Origin of the sequence: Streptomyces sp. NPDC048521 (genome assembly GCF_043199855.1) — a bacterium.
Classification (GTDB): domain Bacteria; phylum Actinomycetota; class Actinomycetes; order Streptomycetales; family Streptomycetaceae; genus Streptomyces.
This window is the reverse complement of record NZ_JBICWR010000029.1, coordinates 1-22,764: the sequence shown is the minus strand read 5'-3', so window position 1 is coordinate 22,764 and position 22,764 is coordinate 1. Positions and strand designations below refer to the sequence as shown.

The 22,764-nt window shown below is 73.4% G+C and carries 14 protein-coding genes and 1 pseudogene; 6 read left to right on the top strand and 9 right to left on the bottom strand.

Features of this window, described 5'->3' with window-relative positions:
- Positions 1-167: 167 nt before the first annotated feature.
- On the top strand, positions 168-2,006 hold the full coding sequence (locus tag ACGFRF_RS38895) for a glycoside hydrolase family 15 protein (RefSeq protein ID WP_393748397.1): 1,839 nt from the start codon (positions 168-170) through the stop codon (positions 2,004-2,006).
- A gap of 151 nt (positions 2,007-2,157) precedes the next feature.
- A complete protein-coding gene (locus ACGFRF_RS38890) occupies positions 2,158-2,394 on the top strand; it encodes a hypothetical protein (protein ID WP_393748395.1) in 237 nt (78 codons plus the stop codon).
- A gap of 13 nt (positions 2,395-2,407) precedes the next feature.
- Here the strand turns inward: ACGFRF_RS38890 and ACGFRF_RS38885 are convergent, their stop codons facing one another.
- The 3 genes from ACGFRF_RS38885 to ACGFRF_RS38875 all read right to left on the bottom strand — a co-directional run bounded on the left by ACGFRF_RS38885 (position 2,408) and on the right by ACGFRF_RS38875 (position 9,127).
- Positions 2,408-3,727: a tetratricopeptide repeat protein gene (locus tag ACGFRF_RS38885; protein ID WP_393748393.1), complete on the bottom strand. Its 1,320-nt coding sequence runs from the start codon at positions 3,725-3,727 to the stop codon at positions 2,408-2,410.
- A gap of 76 nt (positions 3,728-3,803) precedes the next feature.
- On the bottom strand, positions 3,804-6,542 hold the full coding sequence (locus tag ACGFRF_RS38880; RefSeq protein WP_393748391.1) for a SpoIIE family protein phosphatase: 2,739 nt from the start codon (positions 6,540-6,542) through the stop codon (positions 3,804-3,806).
- An 83-nt stretch (positions 6,543-6,625) separates the two neighbouring features.
- Positions 6,626-9,127, bottom strand: coding sequence for a SpoIIE family protein phosphatase (locus tag ACGFRF_RS38875; RefSeq protein WP_393748389.1), 2,502 nt, complete (start codon positions 9,125-9,127; stop codon positions 6,626-6,628).
- Between the two features lie 385 nt (positions 9,128-9,512).
- On the opposite strand from ACGFRF_RS38875, the gene ACGFRF_RS38870 reads away from it, so the two are divergent.
- Complete coding sequence (locus tag ACGFRF_RS38870) at positions 9,513-10,781, top strand: hypothetical protein (protein ID WP_393748387.1); 1,269 nt, start codon at positions 9,513-9,515, stop codon at positions 10,779-10,781.
- A 164-nt stretch (positions 10,782-10,945) separates the two neighbouring features.
- On the opposite strand, the gene ACGFRF_RS38865 is transcribed toward ACGFRF_RS38870, so the two are convergent.
- From ACGFRF_RS38865 to ACGFRF_RS38845, 5 genes and pseudogenes are all read right to left on the bottom strand, one after another.
- The gene (locus ACGFRF_RS38865) at positions 10,946-11,233 is read right to left on the bottom strand and encodes a DUF1232 domain-containing protein (protein ID WP_393748385.1); all 288 of its coding nucleotides are present in this window, start codon (positions 11,231-11,233) and stop codon (positions 10,946-10,948) included.
- A gap of 85 nt (positions 11,234-11,318) precedes the next feature.
- Positions 11,319-12,581 carry a hypothetical protein gene (locus tag ACGFRF_RS38860; RefSeq protein ID WP_393748383.1) on the bottom strand — a complete coding sequence of 421 codons (1,263 nt, stop codon included), beginning with the start codon at positions 12,579-12,581 and terminating at the stop codon, positions 11,319-11,321.
- 485 nt (positions 12,582-13,066) lie between these two features.
- Positions 13,067-14,032, bottom strand: a pseudogene (locus tag ACGFRF_RS38855) (DUF1152 domain-containing protein).
- A gap of 182 nt (positions 14,033-14,214) precedes the next feature.
- On the bottom strand, positions 14,215-15,579 hold the full coding sequence (locus ACGFRF_RS38850; RefSeq protein WP_393748381.1) for an FAD-dependent oxidoreductase: 1,365 nt from the start codon (positions 15,577-15,579) through the stop codon (positions 14,215-14,217).
- Between the two features lie 199 nt (positions 15,580-15,778).
- Entirely contained in the window at positions 15,779-17,695 is a 1,917-nt protein-coding gene (locus tag ACGFRF_RS38845) for an NlpC/P60 family protein (protein WP_393748379.1), read from the bottom strand.
- Positions 17,696-18,098: 403 nt separating this feature from the next.
- On the opposite strand from ACGFRF_RS38845, the gene ACGFRF_RS38840 reads away from it, so the two are divergent.
- Entirely contained in the window at positions 18,099-20,093 is a 1,995-nt protein-coding gene (locus ACGFRF_RS38840; RefSeq protein WP_393748377.1) for a DUF1996 domain-containing protein, read from the top strand.
- A gap of 177 nt (positions 20,094-20,270) precedes the next feature.
- Entirely contained in the window at positions 20,271-20,903 is a 633-nt protein-coding gene (locus tag ACGFRF_RS38835) for a GNAT family N-acetyltransferase (RefSeq protein ID WP_393748375.1), read from the top strand.
- Positions 20,904-20,924: 21 nt separating this feature from the next.
- Here the strand turns inward: ACGFRF_RS38835 and ACGFRF_RS38830 are convergent, their stop codons facing one another.
- Positions 20,925-21,623 carry a lipoprotein gene (locus tag ACGFRF_RS38830; protein ID WP_393748374.1) on the bottom strand — a complete coding sequence of 233 codons (699 nt, stop codon included), beginning with the start codon at positions 21,621-21,623 and terminating at the stop codon, positions 20,925-20,927.
- 209 nt (positions 21,624-21,832) lie between these two features.
- On the opposite strand from ACGFRF_RS38830, the gene ACGFRF_RS38825 reads away from it, so the two are divergent.
- The coding region (locus ACGFRF_RS38825) for a lipase family protein (RefSeq protein ID WP_393748372.1) at positions 21,833-22,764 on the top strand (932 nt) is incomplete at its 3' end.

Here is a 22,764-nt window from a genome sequence, read left to right as displayed (position 1 = left end):
ATCCGTGCCGGTGCCTCCCGATGGGGCACACTCTCACCATTCCCCGCCTCGGCGCACCCTGCATCCGGAAGGCGCCCCGTGAGCGGGTGTGGAGCGCCTGCCCGTGCCATACGGAAGTACTCCCTCCTAAGCTGGACAACACCCGCACCACGTACCGGGAGGCCGCGATGGCCGAGACGCCGTTCCACGAGGGTCTGCCCCGCCACCCCCGCTATCTGCCGATCGCCGAGCACGGGCTCATCGGTGACCTGCGCACCGTGGCTCTGGTCGGCAGCAACGGCACGATCGACTGGTACTGCTGCCCCTCCTTCGACGCCCCGAGCGTCTTCGCCGCGATCCTGGACGCGGAGCGCGGCGGCTGCTTCGAGCTGGCCGCCGCCGTGCGGGCACGCACCAAGCAGTTCTACTTCCCCGACACCAACGTGCTGATCACCCGCTTCTTCACCGAGGACGGCGTCGGCGAGGTGCAGGACTTCATGCCGGTCGCCGGTGAGGCGCCCACCGAGGCGGGCCGGCACCGGCTGATCCGCCGCGTGGTGTGCGTACGCGGCACCGTCCCCTTCCGCGTGCTGGTCGCCCCGCGATTCGACTACGGCGCCGCCCCGCACGTCCTGCGCCCCCAGGACGGCATAATCCTGTTCGAGTCGGCCGACCGGTCGCTGGCCCTGACCTCGACCGTGGCCCTGGAGTGCGACGGCCGCGACGCACGCGCCGACTTCAAGCTCGGCGAGGGCGAGTCCGCGGTGTTCGCACTCGACCAGGTCGACGGCGACGTGACCCCGCGCGGCTGCGCCCACGCCGAGGCCGAGCACCAGTTCAACGCCACGGTCGCCTACTGGCGGCGCTGGCTGCACCAGTCCCGCTACCGGGGCCGCTGGCGCGAGATGGTGCACCGCTCCGCCCTCACCCTCAAGCTCCTCACCTACGCCCCCACCGGCGCCATCGTCGCCGCCCCCACCACCAGCCTGCCCGAGCAGATCGGCGGCGAGCGCAACTGGGACTACCGGTACGTGTGGGTGCGCGACGCCGCCTTCGCCGTCTACGCGCTGCTACGGCTCGGTTTCAGCGGCGAGGCCGAGGCGTTCATGCGGTTCCTGACCACCCACATCAGCCCCGGCTGGGGCGACGGCTCCGGACCGCTGCAGATCATGTACGGCATCGACGGCCGCTCCGAGCTGCCCGAGCGCGAGCTGCCGCATCTGGAGGGCCACCAGGGCTCCGCCCCGGTCCGGGTCGGCAACGCCGCCGCCGGCCAGCTCCAGCTGGACATCTACGGCGCCCTGATCGACTCCATCTACCTCTACGACAAGTGGGCGCAGCCCATCTCCAGCGGCCAGTGGGACGACGTGTGCCGGCTGGTCGACTGGGTGTGCGACCACTGGGACCAGCCGGACGAGGGCGTGTGGGAGACCCGCGGCGGCCGCAAGAACTTCCTGTACTCGCGGCTGATGTGCTGGGTGGCCGTCGAGCGGGCCATCCGCCTCGCCAACCGGCGCGGGCTGCCCGCCGAGCTGCCCCGCTGGCGGCAGGCCCGCGACACCATCTACCGGCGGATCATGGACCGCGGCTGGTCCGAGCCGCGGTCCGCCTTCGTGCAGTACGAGGGCGGTGACGTCCTGGACGCCTCGCTGCTGATGATGCCGCTCGCCAAGTTCATCGCCCCGACCGACCCCAAGTGGCTGTCCACCCTGGACGCCCTCACCGGGGACCTGGTCTCCGACTCCCTCGTCTACCGCTACGACCCGCAGGCCAGCCCCGACGGACTGCGCGGTGACGAAGGGACGTTCTCCATCTGCTCGTTCTGGTACGTCGAGGCGCTGGTCCGGGCCGGCCGGCTCGACGAGGCCCGGCTGGCCTTCGAGAAGATGCTCACCTACGCCAACCATCTCGGGCTGTACGCCGAGGAGATCGGCCGCACCGGTGAACAACAGGGCAACTTCCCGCAGGCGTTCACCCATCTGTCCTTGATCAGCGCCGCGTTCAACCTGGACCGCGCCCTCGGCTGAACCGCCCCCGGTGTCCGGCCCCGGCACCTGCGACGACGGAGGAACCGGCGGGTCAACCGGATGTCGCCGGGCGGTGTGCCCACAGGTCGCACGGGTACCCGGGGGTCCCGAAGTGGTTCGACACAGGGTCGACAGAAGGAGGAGACCCCGGATGACCAGCACCAGCGAGACCGGCGACGTCACCGGCACCCGTGACAAGGACTACAACCTGATCTGGTACGTCGAGGCGTGCCTGAGCAACGCCCTGCGCCTGGAGCAGTACATCCAGGACGCCGAGCGTGACAAGGACAACGAGGTCGTGGACCTGTTCCGCAAGGCCCAGGCCGACAGTCGCAAGGGCGCCGAACTGGGCAAGCAGCTGCTGCGCTCGCGGCTCAACGGCGGCTGACCGCGGCCCTCGCTCAGGCGAACCGGGAACTCGGGACGGGCCCGGCGGACCGCACACGCGACCGGTCGCCGCGCAGCCACGTGCTCCTGACGGCCGTGGCGAACGCGGCGAACTCCGCGTCGGCGTCCTCCGGGCCCTCGCCGTCCCCGGGGTCCGCCGCCGGGTCGGCACCCGTGATCCCGGCGGCGATCTCCGCCGCCGGACGGTCGTCCGCAGGGCCCCGCTCGACACCGCCGTCCGCGCCCTGGCGCAGCTGCTCGCCCCAGGGCGTCACGAGCGACTGGTGCAGCAGGCCGACGCTGTCCGCGGTGATCGCGGGCGGGTCCGTCCAGCAGGCGGCGTGCGCGTGCAGCACCTGTCCCGGGGCGCGCTCGAAGAGGTCCCCGATGATGTCCGGGCCGCCGTCGTGCTCCGCGAGGCCGTCGAGGTCGTAGGCGACGACCACCGTGTCGGCGCGTCCGGGCGTGAACGGCTCGGCCGGCAGGCCGAGTACCTCCGCCGCGGCCAGGCCGAGGATCATCGAGTCCCGGTCCGGGAGCAGGGACACCGAACGCGGCCGCGTCTCGGTGGCGTCCAGCAGCGTCCGCAGCCGCAGCAGGCCGCGCAGGCACCGGTCCGGGCTGTCCTGCAGCCAGGCGTAACGCCCGTTCATGCCCGCGGTGAAGCCGAACGGGGACAGTGTGCCCAGGACGGTGCCGGCGATCACGTACTGCCAGCCGCGCAGATCGGTCGGACCGAGCGTACGCGCCCGCTCGGCGGCGGCCGCGCGCTCCAGCATCCGGTCCTGCCGCTCCCGCGCGGGCTGCCACACGGTGTCCTCCGGTTCGCCCAGCAGCGCGTGCTGCCGCCGGGCCAGCTCGAGATCACCGGCCATCAGGGCGTTGAACACCAGCAGGTAGCGGTCCGGCCAGTCCGCCGACTTCCCCTCGTGGCGGGCGAGTTCGGTCACCGCCTCACGGTGCCGGCCCTCCGCCTCGTACGCGGACACCAGCTCCCGCAGCACGGCGAGCGAGCCGTCGCTGCGGCGCAGCGCCTCGCGGAGCGCGGGGACCGCCAGGTAGGGCACGCCACGTTCGACACACGCGTACCCGAAGTCGTAGAGCGCCTGGAGCCGTTCGGGGGCGGCGGTCAGCGCGGCCGCGGCCTCGGCGAGGTCGTCGAAGCCCGCCGAGCCGGCGGCCCGCCGTACCACGAGCGCCACCTCGGCGAGCGGCTGCTCCTCGCCCGCCGCCCGCAACTGCCGCAGCGCGCCGGGCACGTCCCCGGAGTCCAGGGATTCCCAGGCCTTGAGGAGGTCGGCGGACGTGGGGCGGCGATTCCTGCGCGAGAACATGCCGGCGATCATCACTCGCCGGCTGTCGTGACCTCAACATATTTCTGCGGGCGGAAGGACGGCGGGCGCCGGGCGCTCAGGGCAGCGGCTGCTCCGCCCAGATGATCTTGCCGTTCGGGGTGTAGCGGGTGCCCCACCGCTCGGCCAGCTGCGCGACCAGGAACAGACCCCGGCCGCCCTCGTCGGTGCTCGCCGCGTACCGCAGGTGCGGCGAGGTCGTGCTGTGGTCGGACACCTCGCAGATCAGCGTCCGGTCACGCAGCAGCCGGACGCCGATCGGGCCGCGTCCGTAGCGGATGGCGTTGGTGACCAGCTCGCTCAGGATCAGCTCGGTCGTGAACGCCGACTCTTCCAGGTCCCAGTCGGACAGCTGCCGGGTCACCGAGGCCCGTACCTCCGACACGGCCGCCGGATCGGACGGCACCTGCCACTGCGCCACCCGGTCCGCGCCCAGTACGCGGGTGCGGGCCACGATCAGCGCCACGTCGTCGCGAGGCCGGTTCGGGAGCCGGTCCAGCACGGCGCGGCAGGTCTCCTCCGGGGAGGCCCCCGGCGTACGGCGCAGGGCGTCGCGCAGCAGTTCGAGCCCCTCGTCGATGTCCCGCTCCCGGTCCTCCACCAGCCCGTCGGTGTACAGCACCAGACGGCTGTCCGCCGGCAACTCCAGCTCCGCCGTCTCGAACGGCAGCCCGCCCAGGCCCAGCGGCGGCCCCGCGGGCACGTCCGGGAAGTCCACGCTGCCGTCGGGACGCGCCAGCGCGGGCGGCGGATGGCCGGCCCGGGCGACGGTGCACAGCCGGGAGACCGGATCGTAGACCGCGTACAGACAGGTCGCGCCCGTGACCACGGCGGCGCCCTCCGCCGGGGTCTCGTCCTGGTCGATCCGGACCACCAGCTCGTCCAGCAGGCCGAGGAGTTCGTCGGGCGGCAGGTCGAGCGCCGAGAAGTTGTGCACGGCCGTGCGCAGCCGCCCCATGGTCGCCGCCGCGTGCAGCCCGTGCCCTACGACGTCACCGACGACGAGCGCCACCCGGGAGCCGGACAGCGGCAGTACGTCGAACCAGTCGCCGCCCACACCGGCCTGCGCCGGCAGATAGCGGTAGGAGATGTCCAGGGCACCCTGCTCGGGCAGCGACCGCGGCAGCAGACTGCGCTGGAGCGTGACCGCCATGCTGTGCTCGCGCGTGTACCGGCGGGCGTTGTCGATGGACACCGCCGCCCGCGCCACCAGTTCCTCGGCCAGGGCCACCTCCTCGGCGTCGAACGGCTGCGGCTTCTCCGACCGCCAGAAGCTCGCCACGCCCAGCAACAGGCTGCCCGCCCGGAGCGGCACCGTGATCAGCGAGTGGATGCCGTACGCCAGCACCTGGTCGGTGCGTTCCAGATCCTGCGCGCGCCAGCCGCGCGACTCGCGCAGCCGGGGCTCCACCACCGACTGCCCGGTGGTCAGGCTGCGGGCCTGCGGTGAGGTGGCCACGAACCGGATGCGCTCGTCGACCGGGTACAACGGGGCGTCCTTGCGGACGCCGGCACAGGCCACCCGGCGCAGCGCCGTCCCGGGCCGCGGCTCCTCGCCGCTGAGCACCGCGTCGAACAGGTCCACCGTCGCGAAGTCCGCGAACCGGGGCACCGCCAGCTCGGCCAGCTCCCCGGCGGTGCGGGTCACGTCCAGGCTGGTGCCGATGCCCACCCCGGCGTCGTACAGCATGTTGAGCCGCTCGCGCGCGACCTCCGCGCGGCCGGACAGGGCGCGCAGCTCGGTGGAGTCGCGCAGCGTCGTGACGCTGCCGGCCGGGCCGCCGCGCAGGTCGGTGGGCCGCTGGTTGATCGCCAGCAGCCGGTCCTTGACCAAATGCACCTCGTCGGTGGCGACCCGCCCGGAGGCGAGCAGCGCCGCCGTCTCCTCGTCCAGGTCCAGCTCCAGCACATGGCGCCGCTCGGCGTCCTGGGGCAGGCCCAGCAGGCGGTGCGCCTCGTCGTTGGCGAGCAGCAGCCGGCCGTCGCCGCCGACGATCAGCACGCCCTCCCGGACCGCGTGCAGCACCGCGTCGTGGTGCTCGTACATCCGGGTCATCTCGTACGGGCCGAGCCCGTGCGTCTGGCGCAGCAGGCGTCTGCTGACCAGGGCCGTGCCCGCGGTGGCCAGCGCCAGGGCCGCCGCGGCCGCCGCGAGCAGAAGCGGCAGTTGCCGGTCGGCGGCCCCGCCCACATGGGCGGTGGTGATGCCCGCCGCCACCAGGCCCACCACTGTGCCGGCGGAGTCCTTCACGGGCACCACGACCTGCACGAGCGGGCCTATCGTGCCGTCGATGTGCTCGGTGACCGTGCCACCGGCCAGGGCCGGGCCGATCGTGCCGACGAACTTCTTGCCGATGCGGTCGGTCTTGGGGTGCGTGTAGCGGATGCCGTCCGTGTTCAGCACGACGATGAAGTCCACGCCGGACGCCTTGCGGGCGGCCTCGGCCTTCGGCTGCAGCACGGCCGTCGGATCCGGGGCACGCAGCGCGGCCGCCGTGCCCGGCGCGTTGGCGAACGTCTCGGCGACGGCCAGGGAGCGGTTGGCGGCCTCGACGTCGGTGTCGTGCCGGACCTGGAGCACCTGTGCCACCACGGCCGAGACGACCAGCAGCAGCACGATCACCACCTGGAGGACGAACACCTGTCCGGCCACACTGCGCCCGGACACCGCCGACCACAGCACTCCCGGCCGATCACCGTTCGCGCCCTTGCCCTCCGGCCGCAGCCCCTGCGGTGCGCGCGGTTGCCCGAAAGGACGGGGCGGCCGAGTCGCGGGCCGGCCGGGCAGTCGCACCATGTGCCCATGTCTACACTGCCCGGCGCCGTCAGGCGAGACCGTGACCCGAGGCGACGGCCGCTGATCGCAGCGGCGCCGTCCGGTCACCGGTGCGCGGGTGCCCGACGGCGGACGGCGAGCAGCAGCGCCATGTCGTCGGGCCGGTCCATGGCCTGCCGGGCGCTGGCGGTGAGCCGGTCGGCGACCCCGCCCAGCGACCGCCCGCCCCGTGGTCCGGCGGCAGCGCCGGCCCGGGAGAGCGCCAGCCGCAGCGCCGTGATGCCGTCGTCGATGTCGGCGCCCGGCCGCTCCACCAGGCCGTCCGTGTACAGCGCGAGGATCGCGTCCGGCTCCAGCAGCAGCTCCGTCACCGGGTACCGGGCGTGCGGATCCACCCCGAGGACCACACCGCCGGGGATGTCCAGCAGCCGGGTCCGCCCGTCGGGGGAGCGCAGCAACGGTGGCGGATGGCCCGCCCGCGCGACCCGGGCGAGGCCGGTGGCCGGGTCCAGCCGCAGATAGCAGCAGCTGGCGAACTGGCCCGGATCGAGGTCGATCAGCAGATGGTTCGTCCCGCTCAGCACCTCGTCCGGCGGGCGGTCGCCCAGCGCGAACGCGCGAACCGCGCTGCGCAGCTGGCCCATGGTGGCCGCCGCCTGCACCCCGTGCCCCTGCACGTCGCCGATGACCAGCGCGAGCCCGTCGCCGGCCTCCACCACGTCGTACCAGTCGCCGCCCACGTCCATGCCCTGCGTACCCGGCAGATAGCGCCCCGCGGTCTCCACCCGCGGATGCGCCGACAGCCGGCGCGGCAGCAGCGCCTGCTGCAGCCCGCGGGCGAGCGCCGCCTCGCTGTCGTAGCGCTGCGCCCGCTCCATGGCGTGCGCGATCAACCCGGCGAGCGCGGTCAGGACCGTACGTTCTTCCGTGCTGAAGCGGCGCGAGCCCTCGAAGCCGAGGATGCAGGAGCCGACCGGCCGGCCGGAGGCGATCAGCGGCAGGAAGGCACGGGCGCCCTGGTCGGCGTCCAGCGCGATACCCGGGTAGGCGGCCGCGAGCTGCTGCATCGACTCGAAGAACAGCGGCCGGCCCGTGGTGAGGGTCTCCACCCCCGGCAGGTGCTCGTCCAGACCGACCCCTTCGAAGGGAACCAGGAAGCCCTGCGGGAAGCCGGTCTCCCACGCCAGGTACAGGTGACGGTCCTGGAGCAGGTAGATGGCCAGGCGGCGGCCGCCGAACGCGGGCAGCAGCTCCTGCATGACCACCGCCGACACCTGCCGGGCGGTCACCGCGTCCGTCAGCGCGATGGCCAGGGCGATCGGCCGGTACAGCGGCTCCATGGAGTGACCGTTCGCCACCGGGTCCTCGCGGACGCGTACGTCGGCCACCGGCTCGACCGACGCGTCCACGCGACTGGCGGGTACGAGCGTGCAGGTCAGCAGGTCGGCTCCGGGGTGCATGGACACGGCGAGCCAGTCGCCCTCCCCGGCCTCCGCACGGTCGTCGGCCGGCCGCCGCACATGGAAGTGCACCGGGTCCGCGGACAACAGCGCGCCCCGCAGGTGGTCGTCGTACGGCGCGCCGGCCAACCAGGGCATGGCCTCCCACAGCTCCCGCCCGAGCAGCCACTCCCGGTCCTGGCCCGCGAGCCGGGCCGCGGCCTGGTTGACGTACACGATCAGCCCCAGCCGGTCGAGGCAGAACACGCCCTGCGGCAGCAGATCGGCCGCGCCGTCGGCGGAGGCGGCGGGACCCTGGTCGAGGACCACCCCGCCGATCCTCGTGGCACCGTCGTCCACGGCCGACCACAGGTCCAGCAGGCGCGGTGTGCCGTCCGGCGAGCGCAGGGTGAGCGGTGCGCTCGGCGGCCGGCCGGCGGCCGTGTCGCGCAGCGCGGCCAGGATCCGGTGCGCGTCGGCCGGGGCCACGGCGTTCGCGAGGGCCGCGTCCGTCCCCGCGAACTCGCCGGGGCGCAGACCGAGCAGGGTGTGCAGCCGGTCGTCCGCACGGACCGAGGAGGTCGCCGGGTCCCAGCTGAACCGCCCCACCGCGGCCCGCGCGGGCAGGCGCGCGGGCGGCCGCACGCACAGCGGCTCTCCGTCCCAGACGACCGCGCCCGGGTTCCCGTCGGCGAGCGCGAGCAGCTCGGCGCCGAGCCCCTCGGCCAGCCGGCCGAGCAGCCCCGGGTCCAGCAACTCGTCCACGGACTCGGCGACCGCCGGCCGCAGCACCGTCAGCACCCCCAGCGGCTCCTCCCCGCCCGGCACCGGTACGTGCACCGACCCGAACGGAAAGGGCAGACCGGCCGCGAATTGCGGATACCTGCGCACCGTCTCCGCGGCGTTCGGCAGCACCACCTGCACGCCCAGCCGGTAGGCGTCGGCGACCGGGAAGGGACGGCCCACGTGCAGCCGCCACCAGGACTTGAACAGGGGCCCCGGCAGCCCCACGAGCACCGCGAGACGCAGCAGGCCGGGTGTGCTGGAGCGCAGGTACACGCCCGCCCCCCGGCCGCCGGCCGCGCCGAGCGCGCTGGTCGAGGCGTCGGCCAGCAGCGCGGCCAGCCGGGCCCGCGTGCGGACCGTCTGATCGCCGCTCCCAGCCATCGGCCCTACCTCGTCCCGTGCGCCTCCGGGTGGATGACACAGCAAGAATGCGCCAGAAAGAGTGCGGAACGCACCTGGGCGGGAGAGAGAAGCGGCGCGAGGCAGGAACGGGCGGTGGGAAGCGGTGGTGCGGTGCCGGCAGGTGAGGCGTCGGCCCTGTTCGGTGAGCTGCCCCGGCGGACCCGGCGTGCGCGCTGACCGTGCGGGCCCGCCGCCTCACACCAGTGCCCCGTCCCGGTGGCGGGGCCGCGTACCCGCTCCTAGTAATGGACGTAATGGACGTAATGGACTGCGTAATGCCGCGTAGTGGACGTAACGGACTGCGTAATGCCGCGCGCCGCACGCGGGGACGCAGGTGCGGCCGCGCCCTTCTCCTGGAGCCGAGATGACCACCCGCTCTTCGTCCCCCCGTCCCGACGACTCCCTGATACCTCCCGCACCGGCGGCCTCCCACCTCACGATGCGGCCCGCACCGCTCCTCGAGCAGCTCCCCGGCGCCGGCCACCAGGACGCTCTCCCGTACGGCGATCCGCTGCACGAACTGGTCCGCGCCGCCGTCGCCGACCGCCCCGTGGAGGACGTCGTCCGGCTCATCACGCTGCTGGAACGCTCGCCCGAACACGCCCGGACCACCGCGGACGCGTTGCGCGCGGCCGCGGTCGACCGGTCCGTGGAGGACGTCACCCGTCTGGTGACCCTGCTAACCAAGCCGCCCCGCGAATCCGACAGCGCGGACGAGGCGATCCGCGCCGCCGCCGAGCGCCGGTCCCTGGAGGACGTCATCCGGCTCATGCAGCTGCTGCACCGCACTCCGGTGGAACCCCGCTGTGGGCAGGCGGCCGTGCAGGCGGCGGCCGTCGGCCGTCCGGTCGAGGAACTCGCCGAGCTGATCAGCCGGCTGGCCGCGGAACGGGCCGTGCCCCCGAGCCCGCCGCGCGAGCAGGCGCCGCACGAGCCCGCCGGCTCCCTGTCGGCGTTCCCCGGCTCCATGCCCACGCCGGCCGGTTTCATGTCGGCATCCGCTGCCCCGACAGCCGCAGCCGCAGCCGCCACCAGGGCCGCAACCGTGCCGGGCCTGACGGAACAGCCCATGGGGGACCGGCCCACGAAGAACCTGCCCACGAAGGACCGTTCGGCGCAGGGACGGTCGGCGAAGGGCCTGGAGCCGAAGGGCCGGGAGGCGAAGGGACGGTCGGAGCGGGGCCGGGAGGCGGAGGGCCGGGAGGCGAAAGACCACCGGGCCGGCCGGAGTCCCGCGGCCTGCCTGTGGGTCGCCCGTGGCGCCGCGCTGCTGGTGTTCCTGTGCGGGGTGGCCCACGTGCCGCGCTACTGGTCGGGACTGGACCAGGGCGTCCTCGGGGCCACGGTCGTCGTCGCGGGACTGTGCATGCTGCTCGCCCTCGTTCTCCCCGCACCGGCGGCACCGGCCCGGCTCGTCGCGGCGACGGCCGCTGTCGGCGTCACGGTGGTGCTCGCCGTGGGGCAGGTGCTCGACGGCCGGTTCACCCCGCCCGGCCTGTCCCAGCTGTGGGACGCGGCCCTGGCCCCGCCCTGGCTCGCCGGTACGGCGGCAGCGGCGGCCGCGCTCGCGACCCTGGTGGCGCTGGTGGTCACCCTGGCCGCGGGCAACTCCCACCGTGACGGCGGACGGTGAGTCGGGTCGTTCGGGTCGTTCGGATGCGGACAGGCCGAGTCAGGTAGCCCGCGCCCGGCCGGATCCGTATCCGCGACCATGGCCACATCGGGGGCGTTCGGCGCATCGACCGTACCGGTGAACACGGGACTGCGTCGCTCCATGATCCGGCAGGCGGCGGCCGTTCAGGGCTCGGGCGTGCCGGGCGGCAGCGCGCGGCCGGCACGCAGGCTGCGCAGCGCGAGGACCAGTACGCCGATGTCGTCCAGATAGACGGGGTCGGGCAGCAGGTCGGTGGGCAGCAGCAGGTACGCGACCGCGCCCCAGAACACCCAGCGCGGGCCCGTCGGCAGCCCCGCCCGTCGCAGTGTGCGCCGGGCACGCACCAGCCGGAGCAGCAGGCCGACGGCGACGGCGAGCAGCACCGCCGCGACGACGACTGCGATCACCAGCAGCGTCGTGGTGGAATCCATCCTGCCTCCTTCTTCGGTCTTCGGCGGGAGGGCTGCGACAGTCTTCGGCGGGAGGGCGACGACGCCCTCGGCGGACGGGCCGCCGTTACGACGGCCGGTCAGCGCCGTCCGTGCGGTCGGTGCCGTCCCTATGGTCAGCGCCGGCCGTGCCGCCCGCGCGGTCCGTTTCGGTCGTGCCGTTCGACGAGCCGTCCAGTGAGCCGCTCGGTGAGCCGTCCGGGGCGGGCGCCGGCTGCCGCTGGCCCTTGGCGGTGAACTTCAGTCGTTCGAACGTCCGTGTCAACTGCTGCAACGCGCCAGGCGTCCGGGAAGCGGGCCGCTGCTGCTGCGGCAGCACCGGCGCGGGCACGTCGCGGTAGGCGGACAGAGCCTCCAGGGCCTGCTCGGCGGCTTGCTTGTACAGGTCCCGGGACTTCGTCATCGCCTCCAGCGCTTCGGCGTACATGGCGACCAGCCGCCGTTCGCGCTGCAGTTCTTCCTCCAGGGTCATCAGGGTCCAGTTCTCCCGCAGGTCCGTCAGCGCCTCCTCGGCATCCCTCGGCAGGGGCCGGGGCAGGGCGACGAAGTGCCGCAGGGCCGCGACGAGTTCGACCGGCTCCGAACCGTCCAGGAAGACGTTGCGCACCCGATGTTCCCGGCTGTCGTAGTCCTCCGGTGCCGGGTCCGGCGGCAGCAGCACGGCGCCGCCGCGCGGAACCTCGACGCCGAGGTCCCTCAGCGCCCAGTTGACGGCGCGCAGCTGGTGCGGGGCGGCCCGGTGCTCCACCACGCGGTGCCTGAGGCCGGGCGGCAGCAGCCGCGCCAGCGGCAGCCGGCCCCGCTCGTCCGGGGTCATCGCCTCGTGCACGACGACGTTGACGCACCACGCCTCGCGGGCCGCGGCCCGCAGTCGGCGCCGCATCTCCTTGTCGTCCGCGGGCAACGCGTTGACCTGCCGGAAGCGCACACCGGCGACGGTGGCGTGATGGTCCCAAGCGCCGTCGTCCCCCTCGCCCGACGCGCCCTCGGGCCAGAACAGGGTCGCGGGCGAGGGCCAGGCCTCGTCCCACGGGCGCTCGGCCTCCGCGACGAGCCGCCACTCGTGCTCCTCCGGCCGGCCCGTGAGCGGTACGAGGGTCAGCCGGGCCCGCACGGTGACGGTGCCCGCGGCCCGCCAGCGCGCCTCGAAGACCCGGCCCGTCGCGTCCTGCGGCGTGGGCGGTTCGGTGAAGTCGTCTATGTCGCCGCTCTCCTTGTGCCGGCGCAGGGTGCGCCGGACGACCTCCTCGGGAACGGGACCGGTGTGGCGGCCGCGGGACGCCCACAGGGTCTGCGGGATGGTGGCGCGGTCGGTGGCGGAGTTCGACATGGGCCAATCTGCTGATGGGGGCCGGTGCGTCTCCCAGTATCACCGCCCGGCGCCGCGACACGTCCGCCGGGGCCGCGAGGCGGCGCGTGGCGTCGGGCGCGCGCCCCCGCGCACGGGACGCGCGCCGTGCACCCGGGGCGCGCGCGGAACGCGTCGAGGGGCCACCGTTCACCCGTGGTGGCACCCGCGTACGGCGCCCACAATGGTCCGGCGAACGGGGCCCGCCCGTCCATCCGCTCAGGGGCGGGCCCCGTTCCCACGGCACCGGCGTTCTCCCCGCACCCACGCGCGTGACCGGCACCGGCGTTCTCAGGGCACCCGCGCGTGTGACCGGCTACCACACTGCTGCAAGCCCGCTACCGCGCCGTCCTTCGCCTGCTCCCCACCTCCTACCGGCGCGAGCGGGCGGAGGGGATGGTCGAGACGTTCCTGTGGGACATCGACCCGCCCACGGGCGACGCTCCTTCGCCGGGCCCGGGGTGCGCTCAGTGCGGGAACGCCCGCGGCGGCCGCTGCCGCGGCAGCTCCGCCCGGAAGTCGGAGACGACCGAGCTGATCTGGCGCATCAGGACCGTGTCCCGCAGTCGGTCGAGGTAGAGGTTCGTGCGCGCCAGCACGGGCAGGTCGACGCAGAAGTACAGCGCCATCAGCGGGTTCACGAACAGTTCGCTGCCGCGGGTGCGCTCGGTGAACCGCACGTCGCCGAACTCCCCGCGCACCGCTGCCGCGACGGACCCGTGCACGATGCTCGGACGGCTCGCGTGGCAGCGCTGGGCATGGGCCACCGCGTCGAGGTAGGCGGCCCCCTCGGGGCTCTCGCGGGGCAGCGGGAACGCGCCCAGGTAGCCGCCCGCGCGGTCCAGAGCGGCCAGATTCTCCAGTACCAGGGAGTGGTTGACACCGTGGTAGGCGTCCACGCCGAAGCCGAGGCAGGCCACCAGCCGGTGCGGGACCCCGTCCAGCCCCGCGACGGCCGCCAGGCTGGCCATGTCCTCCTCGGGCGTACCGAGCCCGTGCTCGTCCCCGCGCATCAGGATGTCGGTCCCGCCGTCCACCAGCACGACAGCGTCCACCCCGCCCAGGTGCTCCAGCAGCGCCCGGTAGGCGGCGCGCAGCGGCTGGACCCCGGTGAGCGGGAACGCGTACACGGTGTCGGGCAGTTCCCGCGAGCGGAGCCACCGGGCGAGAGAGCGCTCGGGGAACTAGTCGCCGCGCAGCGGAGTGTCCGGGCGGACGGCGGCGACGTCCTCCGCGATCCAGGTGTCCGGGTCCAGGCCGTACAGGTCGGAGAAGGACAGGTTGGCCAGGTGGACCTCGCTGCCGGCCGAGCGCAGCGCGAGCGCCAGGGGCAGCCCGGCGTAGACGTCGAAGCCGCCGCCCGCACCGGCGACGAGGATCCGGCGCGCCTCGCTCAGGCGGGTGAAGAAGGCGGGCTCACGGAGGGAGAACACCGCAGGACCCTAACAGGGCCGCCCCCCAGGCTTCCTGGGGGTTTCATACGGCTGCTGGCGCCGATGCCGCTGCAGGAGCGTTCGCCCGGGCCGCGGAGGCCTGAATCGGAAGAGGGGACCGAACCGGCAGCGGGGGCCGGTGCCTCGGCGCCGGCCCCCGCTGAGCCACCCAGGTCCGGGACCTACGCCCCGCTCTCCCGCAGCATGTCCTCGCGCTCGACGATCTTCACGCGCTCGCGGCCCTGCGGCTCGCCCAGCGCACGCTCGGCGGCGTCCAGCCTGTACCAGCCCTCCCAGGTGGTGTACCGGACGTCGCGCTCGGCGAGGAAGGCGTCCACGGCCTCCGGCTCGGGCGAGGCGGGGACGTGCAGACGGCCGTTCGCGTGGTCGTCCAGCAGGTTGGCCACGGTCTCGTTGGCGTCACCCTTGGTGTGGCCGATCAGACCGACCGGGCCGCGCCGGATCCAGCCGGTGACATAGGTGGACTGCAGGTGGGCGCCGCCCTCTTCGATCACCCGGCCGCCCTCGTCCGGGACGGTGCCCGAGTCGATGTCCCAGGGCAGCTTGGCCAGCTTCTCGGAGAGGTAGCCGACGGCACGGTAGACGGCGGTGACGTCCCAGTCCTTGAACTCGCCGGTGCCCTTGACGTTGCCGGTGCCGTCGAGGGCGGTGCGCTCCGTGCGCAGGCCGACGACCTTGCCGTCCTCGCCGAGGATCTCCGTGGGCGACTCGAAGAAGTGCAGGAACAGCTTGTGCGGGCGGTCGCCGACGTCGCGGATCGCCCAGTTCTCCAGGGTCTTGGCGACCATGTCGGCCTGCTTGTTGCCGCGCCGGGTCTCGATCGAGCCCTCGTCGTAGTCGATGTCCTCCGGGTCGACGATGACCTCGATGTTCGGGGAGTGGTCCAGCTCGCGCAGTTCCATCGGGCTGAACTTCGCCTGCGCCGGGCCACGGCGGCCGAAGACGTGGATCTCCAGGGCCTTGTTGGCCTTCAGGCCGTCGTAGACGTTCGGCGGTATCTCGGTCGGCAGCAGCTCGTCGGCGGTCTTCGCGAGGATGCGGGCCACGTCGAGCGCGACGTTGCCGACACCGAGCACGGCGACCTTCTCGGCCTCCAGCGGCCAGGTGCGCGGCACGTCGGGGTGGCCGTCGTACCAGGAGACGAAGTCGGCGGCGCCGTAGGAGCCGTCCAGGTCGATGCCGGGGATGGGCAGTTCACGGTCGGCCATCGCGCCCGTGGAGAAGATCACCGCGTCGTAGAAGGCGCGCAGGTCGTCCAGGCTGATGTCCGTCGGGTAGTCGACGTTGCCGAACAGGCGGATCTGCGGCTTGTCCAGCACCTGGTGCAGGGCGGTGATGATGCCCTTGATGCGCGGGTGGTCGGGCGCCACGCCGTACCGGATCAGGCCGAACGGGGCGGGCATCCGCTCGAAGAGGTCGATGGACACACCGGGGTCGGCGGCCACCTCGGACTTGAGCAGGGCGTCGGCGGCGTAGATCCCGGCGGGGCCGGCTCCGACGATGGCTACCCGCAGGGGGCGCGGCATGATCAGTTTCCCTTCGAGCGTGAACGGGCGACTCGATGGGAAGCCTAAACTAAGGCAGACCTAAGTTAGTACGGGGGTCCGGTCTATGACCTCATAAGGTGATCTTATGCCTTGCCCAGGTGCTCCTTATGGGGCGGAGTGTCGGGCGGCGCGCCGAGCCGCCCGACGTGGTGGCCGTCCGGGCCTGCCTGCGCCGATGTCAGGCGGGCCTGACGATCCGGTGGATTGCCGCTTCCCCGGCGCCGTAGATCGACTCCTCGCGGATCGACGAGCCCGGCCCGGGGGCATGGACCATCATGCCGTCACCGACGTGCAGGCCCACATGCCGGTCGTCGTCGAAGAAGAGGACGAGATCACCGGGCTCGAGACCGGTGAGGGTGACCGGGGCGCCGGCGAGCGCCTGTTCGTGCGCGGCGCGCGGCAGCGTGACCCCGGCCGCCTTCCACGCGGCCTGCGTGAGGCTGGAGCAGTCGTAGGAGTCCGGCCCGGTCGCACCCCACACACACGGCTTCCCGAGCTGCGCCCGAGCGAACGCGATGGCCTTGGCGGCACGCAGGGCACGGGGTGACTCCGGGGCCGGCGGGGGGAGAGGGAGGGAACCTGAACCTGTGGCAATGGCCGAGGACCCTGAGGCGGAGGCGGCGAAGGGCCCTGTGCCGGTGGGGTCGGACGGGAAGCCGGTGCCGGTGACATCGACAGCGGTGCCGTCCGGGTACGCGAGGGAGCCGGTGTCGGTGACATCGGCGGCGGTGCTGGGCGGCAAGGTTCCCGTGCCGGTGACAGCGGCAGCGCCGAGGTACGGCAAGGAGCCCGTGTCGGTGACGGGTGCGGGGCCGACCGGGTACGCGAGGGACCCGGTGTCGGTCACGGGGACGGGGATGGCGGTCCCGGTGTTCCCCATCAAAGGTGCCGGTGTCGTCGGCGCTGCCGGCGCCATTGCCGCCCCGCCGGGTGTCGCCCACGGCTGCGGTTGCCACTGCCCCGTCGCCTGCCCGGCCTGCCGCGCCTGCGCGGTTCGCCCTGTCCGGGTCACGGCGGGCTGAGCCACCACCTGCTGCGCCCCGGTGTCCCACGCGGTCCGTGCCGGGTCGGGCTGAACGGCGGTGCCGGACACGGCCGGTCGGGCGGCGGACCTGGCGAGCAGCTCGCGTGCCGTGGCGAGCTTGCGCCGGTTGCCGGCCTTCGAGACGGCGGGGGCGGGGCGGCCGGACGCGCCGGAGCCGGACAGTGTTCCGGGGACCTGGACCGACGCTGCCTGTGCGGCGGGCAGCGCGGCGACCGGCAGTACGGCCGTCTCGCCGAAACCGCCTGCGGTCGGGTCCGCCGTACCCGGACCGGGTGCCTCGGGCGCCGATCGAAGCCCACCGGGACCGGTCAGTTCCGGTGCCGATCCGAACGTGCCGAGAGCGGCGAGCCCAGGAGCCGATCCTGGAGCCGCGAGACCGAGCGGTCCCTGGGCGCCACCTTCCGGCAGTGCCGCCGGACCGGGCATCGCCGGTTCCGGTCTGCTCCGGTCACCCGGCTCCGCCACGCCCCGCCCGGGCAACCGAGCTGCCGCGCCTGGGAGTTCGGTTCCCCAGGCGCCGGGCAGTGCCGGGCGGCCGTTCTCCAGGGCCGCGAGGGGGCGAGCCGTCGGATCCGGCGTCGAGCCGGCCGTCAGCTCGGCCACCGCGCGGTCGGCGCCGCGCTCCAGCTCGGGACGCCGTCCGGACGGGCCCGTTCCCAGAGCCGCCCGCTCATCGCTCGCCGGAAGGCCGGTGCTGCCCCGCTCGCCGCCGGGGAGAGCGAAGGCCCCCGTCTCGCCGCCCGGAAGGCCGCCCCCCGACCGGTCCCGGGAGGCTGCCGGCGCCGACGGGCGGTCGGGCAGCCGGTCGGCGGGCAAGGCGGCGGGGACGGTCGGGCCGAGTCTGGCGCGTGCCGCGTCGAACCACTGCCGGGCCACCTCGTCGAGCGCGGGATCCGGTTGCCCGCTCCGTCGCTTGGCCAGTGGGACGCCCCGCGAACGCGTCCTGGCCGCCATGGCTCGGGTCGCGTTGAAGTTCCCGGTCGCGTTCTCGGCCTGGTCGTAGAGGGAGTCGATCCGCTGCCGCACCTCGTCGCGGCTCTCCGGCGCCATGGAAGACGTGCTCCTTCCTCGCCCCGCAGGGCAGTTGGGCCGTTTCGTCCGACCGACGAGCATCCGGTGCCGGACCACACGGCGGCTCGCCGGGGCTGAGCCGGGCGGCCTCGCGTCAACCTAGCCAACGTGTGTACCTCGTGTGAAGGTTGAGGCGTGGAATGTCCGATACGTATTTGTGATGTTCGTGATGACGTTCGACGGGGAAAGGGCGAGGCTCACGTTCTCCTGTGGGTTCTCGGTGAATTCGCGATCCGGTTGAACACGGTGGCACCGTCCTCCGTATGAGGCGGGGGAACTCCATGCCGACCGGCAATGACACACACAGGGGACGACCTTGGTACGCAACAGGCGCAGACGCCCGACCGGCGCACGACGCGCGACCTTCGCAGGGGTGGCCCTGATGCTGGGCGGAGGTGGGCTCGTCGCGGCGAACGTCTATGCCTCGGCCACCGAGGGCTGGGGCGACGGCTCCGACACCAACGCCCATGGGCGGGTGCTGTCCTCGGGCATGGCGACCATCGACTGCCCCGACGTCGGCAGCCGGCTGACGGCCGTCCCGAAGGCGGCCCGCGCGGACGTCGACCGTGAACTCGCCGTGCTCGACCAGCAGACGACGGCGGCGTACCAGCAACTCCAGGCTGCAGGACAGGCCGGCGGCCAGGACTCCGACTCCGTCGACGGCGCGATCATGAACCCGCTGAAGGACAAGCGGGCGGAGACCATCGGGCGCATCGTCGACGCCGTCGACCAGGCGGGGGAGCGCCCCGAGGGCCTCGACGACCTGGCCGAGTGCACCCTGCGCCCCGGCGGCGCCGACGGTGGCGACCAGGCCACGGCGGCCCCCGGCGAAGGAGCCCAGCAGGGCGGCGCGGGGCAGGCACCGGGAGGCGAGGACCAGGGCGGTGCGGGCCAGGCACCGGCAGGCGCGGGCCAGGGCGGCAACGGACCCGTCACCTCCGACTACACGGACATCACCTCCGTACCGCCCGACGCACCGAACCCGCCCCAGCAGGACGGCGCCTCGCGCGGGACCTTCACCTCCGACTGCGGCGTCAACGCGAACGGCCTGTTCAACTCGGACAACGTCATCGTCGCTCCCGGAGTCTCCAACGGCGCCCACCACTTCCACGACTACATCGGCAACCAGAGCAACAGCGCCTTCGCCAGCGACGAGGACCTGGCGAACGCCGACACGAGTTGTGTGGACCAGGGTGACAAGTCCACCTATTACTGGCCGGTGCTGCGTCTGCAGAACGGCACCCAGGAACGGGACGCGGGAGCCCCGGGCGGCGGTACGGAGGGCAACGCGGGCAAGATCGTCACACCGAGGCAGGTGACGCTGACGTTCGTGGGCAACCCGCGCGAGAAGGTCACCGCCATGCCCCGCCTGCTGCGCATCATCACCGGTGACGCCAAGGCCTTCGTCAACGGCCCCGGCAACGCCAACGCGTCCTGGAGCTGCACCGGTTTCGAGGACCGGCAGCTGAAGGACAAGTACCCGCTGTGCCCGCAGGGCAGCGACGTCGTACGCACCTTCCGGTTCCAGAGCTGCTGGGACGGCCGCAACATCGACAGCGCCAACCACCGCACGCACGTGGCCTTCGCCGCCGAGGACGGTTCCTGCCCGGCGGGCTTCCGCCCCATTCCGCAGCTCGTGCAGCGCATCGTCTACGACGTCGACGCACCGAGCCTGCAGGACGGCGGCCGTACCGTCCCGCTGTTCGCGGTGGACTCCTTCCCGGAGCAGCTGCACAAGCCCGTGACCGACCACGGCGACTTCATCAACGTCTTCGACGAGGACCTGATGCGCGAGATGGTCGACTGCATCAACTCCAACCGCAACTGCGGCCCCGACGGCAACGGCGACGGCGACGACAACGGCAGCGGCGACGGCAGCGGCGACGGCGACGACAACGGCAACGGCAACGGTGCGACCGCGACGCCGACGCAGAGTTCCGGCGCCGGTGCGACAGAGGCCCCGGGCGACGCCGGCACGACCGATCCCGACGGCGGAACCTCCTCCGCCCCGGTACCGTCGGTCTCCAGCGCCGGCGAGGCACCGCGGACCGACCCGACGACCGAACCGGCCCCTACGACCAAGCGCGACGCGGGCGACAAGGCCGCACCGGTCACGTCCGCCGAGCCCGGCTCCCCGCAGAGCGGTTCGGGGGCGCCGGCTCAGTCGGCGCCGTCCCCGTCCGCACCCACCGCGTCCGCGTCGGCCCCGGCCGCCGCGGCCGCAGACACCCCGCCCGCGGCCGCGCAGACGCAGCCCCAGGCGACCCGGGGCGGACTCGCCGAAACGGGCGCCCACCTCTGGCCCGCGGCCATCGGCACGTTGCTCGCCCTCTCGGGCCTGCTCATGCTGCTCCGGGCCAAGCGCCTTCGCTACTGAGCAGCACACCAGCACACAGCACACCCGCGATAACGGGCGCCGCGGCGGCCCACCTCCACAAGGTGCGGTCGCCGCGGCGCCGTTCGCGGGGCCCGACCGGGGCGGCGGCCTCGCCCGCCGGCAGCCTTCGTCGCCGAGACCTTGTGGGAGCGCTCCCAAAGGGCTCACGATGTCGTCATGTCCTCTCTCCGTCCGAGCCCCGTGATCCGGCCCTACCGCCCCGCCGACCGCGCCGCGGTGGCCGACGTCTGCGTCCGCACCGCGCACAACGGAGGCGACTCCCGGGCGATGTACCCCGACGAGCGCCTGATGCCGTCGATCTTCGCGGAGCCGTACTGTCACTTCGACCGGGACCTCGCCTTCGTGCTGGACGACGGCACTGGCCGGGCCGTGGGGTACGTCGTCGGCACCGCGGACACCGAACGTTTCGTCAAGGACTTCCGGCGGACCTGGATACCCCGGCTGGCCGGCCGTTACCCGGAACCCGCCGGGCCGTCCCGTACGCCCACGGAGGAGATGATCCGCCTCCTGCACCACCCGGAACGGATGCTCGTACCCGAACTCGCCGCCTACCCCGCCCACCTGCACATCGACCTGCTGCCACCGTGGCAGGGGCGGGGTCACGGGCGCCGGTTGCTGCACACCTTCCTGAACGCCCTGCGCGGGAAGGGCGTTCAGGCGGTCCACCTCGGGATGGTCACCGTCAACACCGGTGCCCGCGCCTTCTACGACCGGCTCGGCTTCCACGAGATCCAGGTCGCGGACGCCGGCCCCCTCACTTATCTCGGCCGGGCCACGGCCGTGGAGTGAGCGAGGCGCGGGCGGCGGCCCTCAGCCGAGCTCGAGGGTCTGCTTGGCGAGGTCGTACGCGGGCCGCATCGCCTCGTGCTCCTCGGTGTCCATGCCGCCGAGGTGCAGGACGACCGGGCCGCCCGGAGTGCTGACCGCGAAGGCGCTCTCCTTCTTGGTCTCGTCCAGGAGCTTGCTCGTGTAGAGGTACTCCACCTCCACGCCGGACACCCCGCCGCCGGTCTTGAACGAGTGGTACTTCGCCTTGCTGACGTTGTCCTCGGCGGCGACGAACTCCCGCAGCACGCTGCCCGCGTCGCCGTCGCCCGCCTTGCCGGTCCAAACGCGCAGGAAACCGATGTTGCCGGCCGGCTTGGCGTCGATCTCACAGGCGGCGGTGACCGGCCCCTGGCGCAGGAAGGCCTCGGCCAATGCTCCGCCCAGGTCGTCGTCGGAGCCCTTCGTCGCCTTCGACAGCTCCGCGTCCGCGTCGACGGCCTTGGCCTTCCAGTCCTTGGCGATGTCGAAGCTGACGGGCAGCTTGCAGGCGGAACCTGCGGCGCCGATCGTGCCACCGCTCGCGGTCGCCTTCGCCGGTTCCGGCGTGCTGGATGCGCTCGGGCGCCCCTTGCCGTCCGGCCCGCTCGACTCGGCGCACCCGCTGAGCGCCGTCGCCAACAGCGCCGTTCCCACCGCGATGCCTAGCGATGTAGTCCGCACGATCCCCACTTCGACCTGCACCTTCGTCTCCCCGATGGTCCGGGCGGACACTGTAGCCGAGGGGGCGGACAACGGGCCCGGGAATATGGGTCGAGGCTCTTGCTGACAGCGATTCACCATTACCCAACCGTGACCTCTCGTGGGCTACCGCCGGTAACTTACTCGAAAGTAATGTCCTTGCCGGTCGCTTCGGAGCCCCCTGCCCCACCACGCCGCCCAGGAGGTCCGCCATGCCCGTACGCACCCGTCTGCCCGCCCTCGCGATCGCCGTAGCCGCCTGCCTCGGCGCGCAGACAGCCGCCGCGCTCCCCGCCGCCGCCTCGGACCCGGTGGTGTCCCGCGGCGTCACCATCCCCGCCTTCTACACACCGCCCACCACGCTGCCCGTCGCCGACGGCGCCCTGATCCGCAGCGAGCGCCTGCCGCTGGCGCTGAGCCTGCCGGGCCTCGACGGCCCGCTGCCCGGCCGCGCCACCCGGCTGATGTACAAGTCGACCGACTCCACCGGGCAGCCGGTCGCGGTGACCGGCGCCTATCTCGAGCCGGCCGCCGCCTGGAGACACGGCGGACCGCGCCCCCTGGTCGCGGTGGCCCCCGGCACCATGGGACAGGGCGACCAGTGCGCCGCCTCTCTAGGTCTGGAACACCCCCTGACGCTCAACGGCCGCACGGTGTCCGTCGGTTACGAGGATCTGGCGATCTACCGACTGCTCTCGGAGGGGGTGGCGGTCGTCGTCACCGACTACGCCGGGCTCGGCGCGACGGACCGGTTGCACACCTATGTCAACCGCCTCGACGGCGCGCACGCGGTGCTGGACGCGGTGCGCGCGGCCCGTAACCTGGAGGGCGCGTCGGTGACCGCGGCCTCGCCCGTCGGACTGTACGGCTACAGCCAGGGCGGCGGCGCGACCGCGGCCGCCGCCGAACTCCAGCCGTCCTACGCCCCCGACATCACCCTGGCCGGCACCTACTCCGGTGCGCCGCCCGCCGATCTGACCGAGGTGACCCGGGCCATCGACGGCAGCGATCTGGCCGGTGCCCTCGGCTGGGCCGTCAACGGCTTCCTCCAGTCCGACCCGGCGCTGAAGCCGATCGCCGACCGGCATCTGAACCCGGCGGGCAAGGCGGCACTGGCCGACCTGTCCAGGATGTGCGTCGGCGA

Coding starts and splice junctions, on each gene's coding strand:
- ACGFRF_RS38895 (WP_393748397.1), top strand. CDS start 168: ATGGCCGAGACGCCGTTCCACGAGGGTCTGCCCCGCCACCCCCGCTAT.
- ACGFRF_RS38890 (WP_393748395.1), top strand. CDS start 2,158: ATGACCAGCACCAGCGAGACCGGCGACGTCACCGGCACCCGTGACAAG.
- ACGFRF_RS38885 (WP_393748393.1), bottom strand. CDS start 3,727: ATGTTCTCGCGCAGGAATCGCCGCCCCACGTCCGCCGACCTCCTCAAG.
- ACGFRF_RS38880 (WP_393748391.1), bottom strand. CDS start 6,542: ATGGTGCGACTGCCCGGCCGGCCCGCGACTCGGCCGCCCCGTCCTTTC.
- ACGFRF_RS38875 (WP_393748389.1), bottom strand. CDS start 9,127: ATGGCTGGGAGCGGCGATCAGACGGTCCGCACGCGGGCCCGGCTGGCC.
- ACGFRF_RS38870 (WP_393748387.1), top strand. CDS start 9,513: ATGACCACCCGCTCTTCGTCCCCCCGTCCCGACGACTCCCTGATACCT.
- ACGFRF_RS38865 (WP_393748385.1), bottom strand. CDS start 11,233: ATGGATTCCACCACGACGCTGCTGGTGATCGCAGTCGTCGTCGCGGCG.
- ACGFRF_RS38860 (WP_393748383.1), bottom strand. CDS start 12,581: ATGTCGAACTCCGCCACCGACCGCGCCACCATCCCGCAGACCCTGTGG.
- ACGFRF_RS38850 (WP_393748381.1), bottom strand. CDS start 15,579: ATGCCGCGCCCCCTGCGGGTAGCCATCGTCGGAGCCGGCCCCGCCGGG.
- ACGFRF_RS38845 (WP_393748379.1), bottom strand. CDS start 17,695: ATGGCGCCGGAGAGCCGCGACGAGGTGCGGCAGCGGATCGACTCCCTC.
- ACGFRF_RS38840 (WP_393748377.1), top strand. CDS start 18,099: ATGCTGGGCGGAGGTGGGCTCGTCGCGGCGAACGTCTATGCCTCGGCC.
- ACGFRF_RS38835 (WP_393748375.1), top strand. CDS start 20,271: ATGTCCTCTCTCCGTCCGAGCCCCGTGATCCGGCCCTACCGCCCCGCC.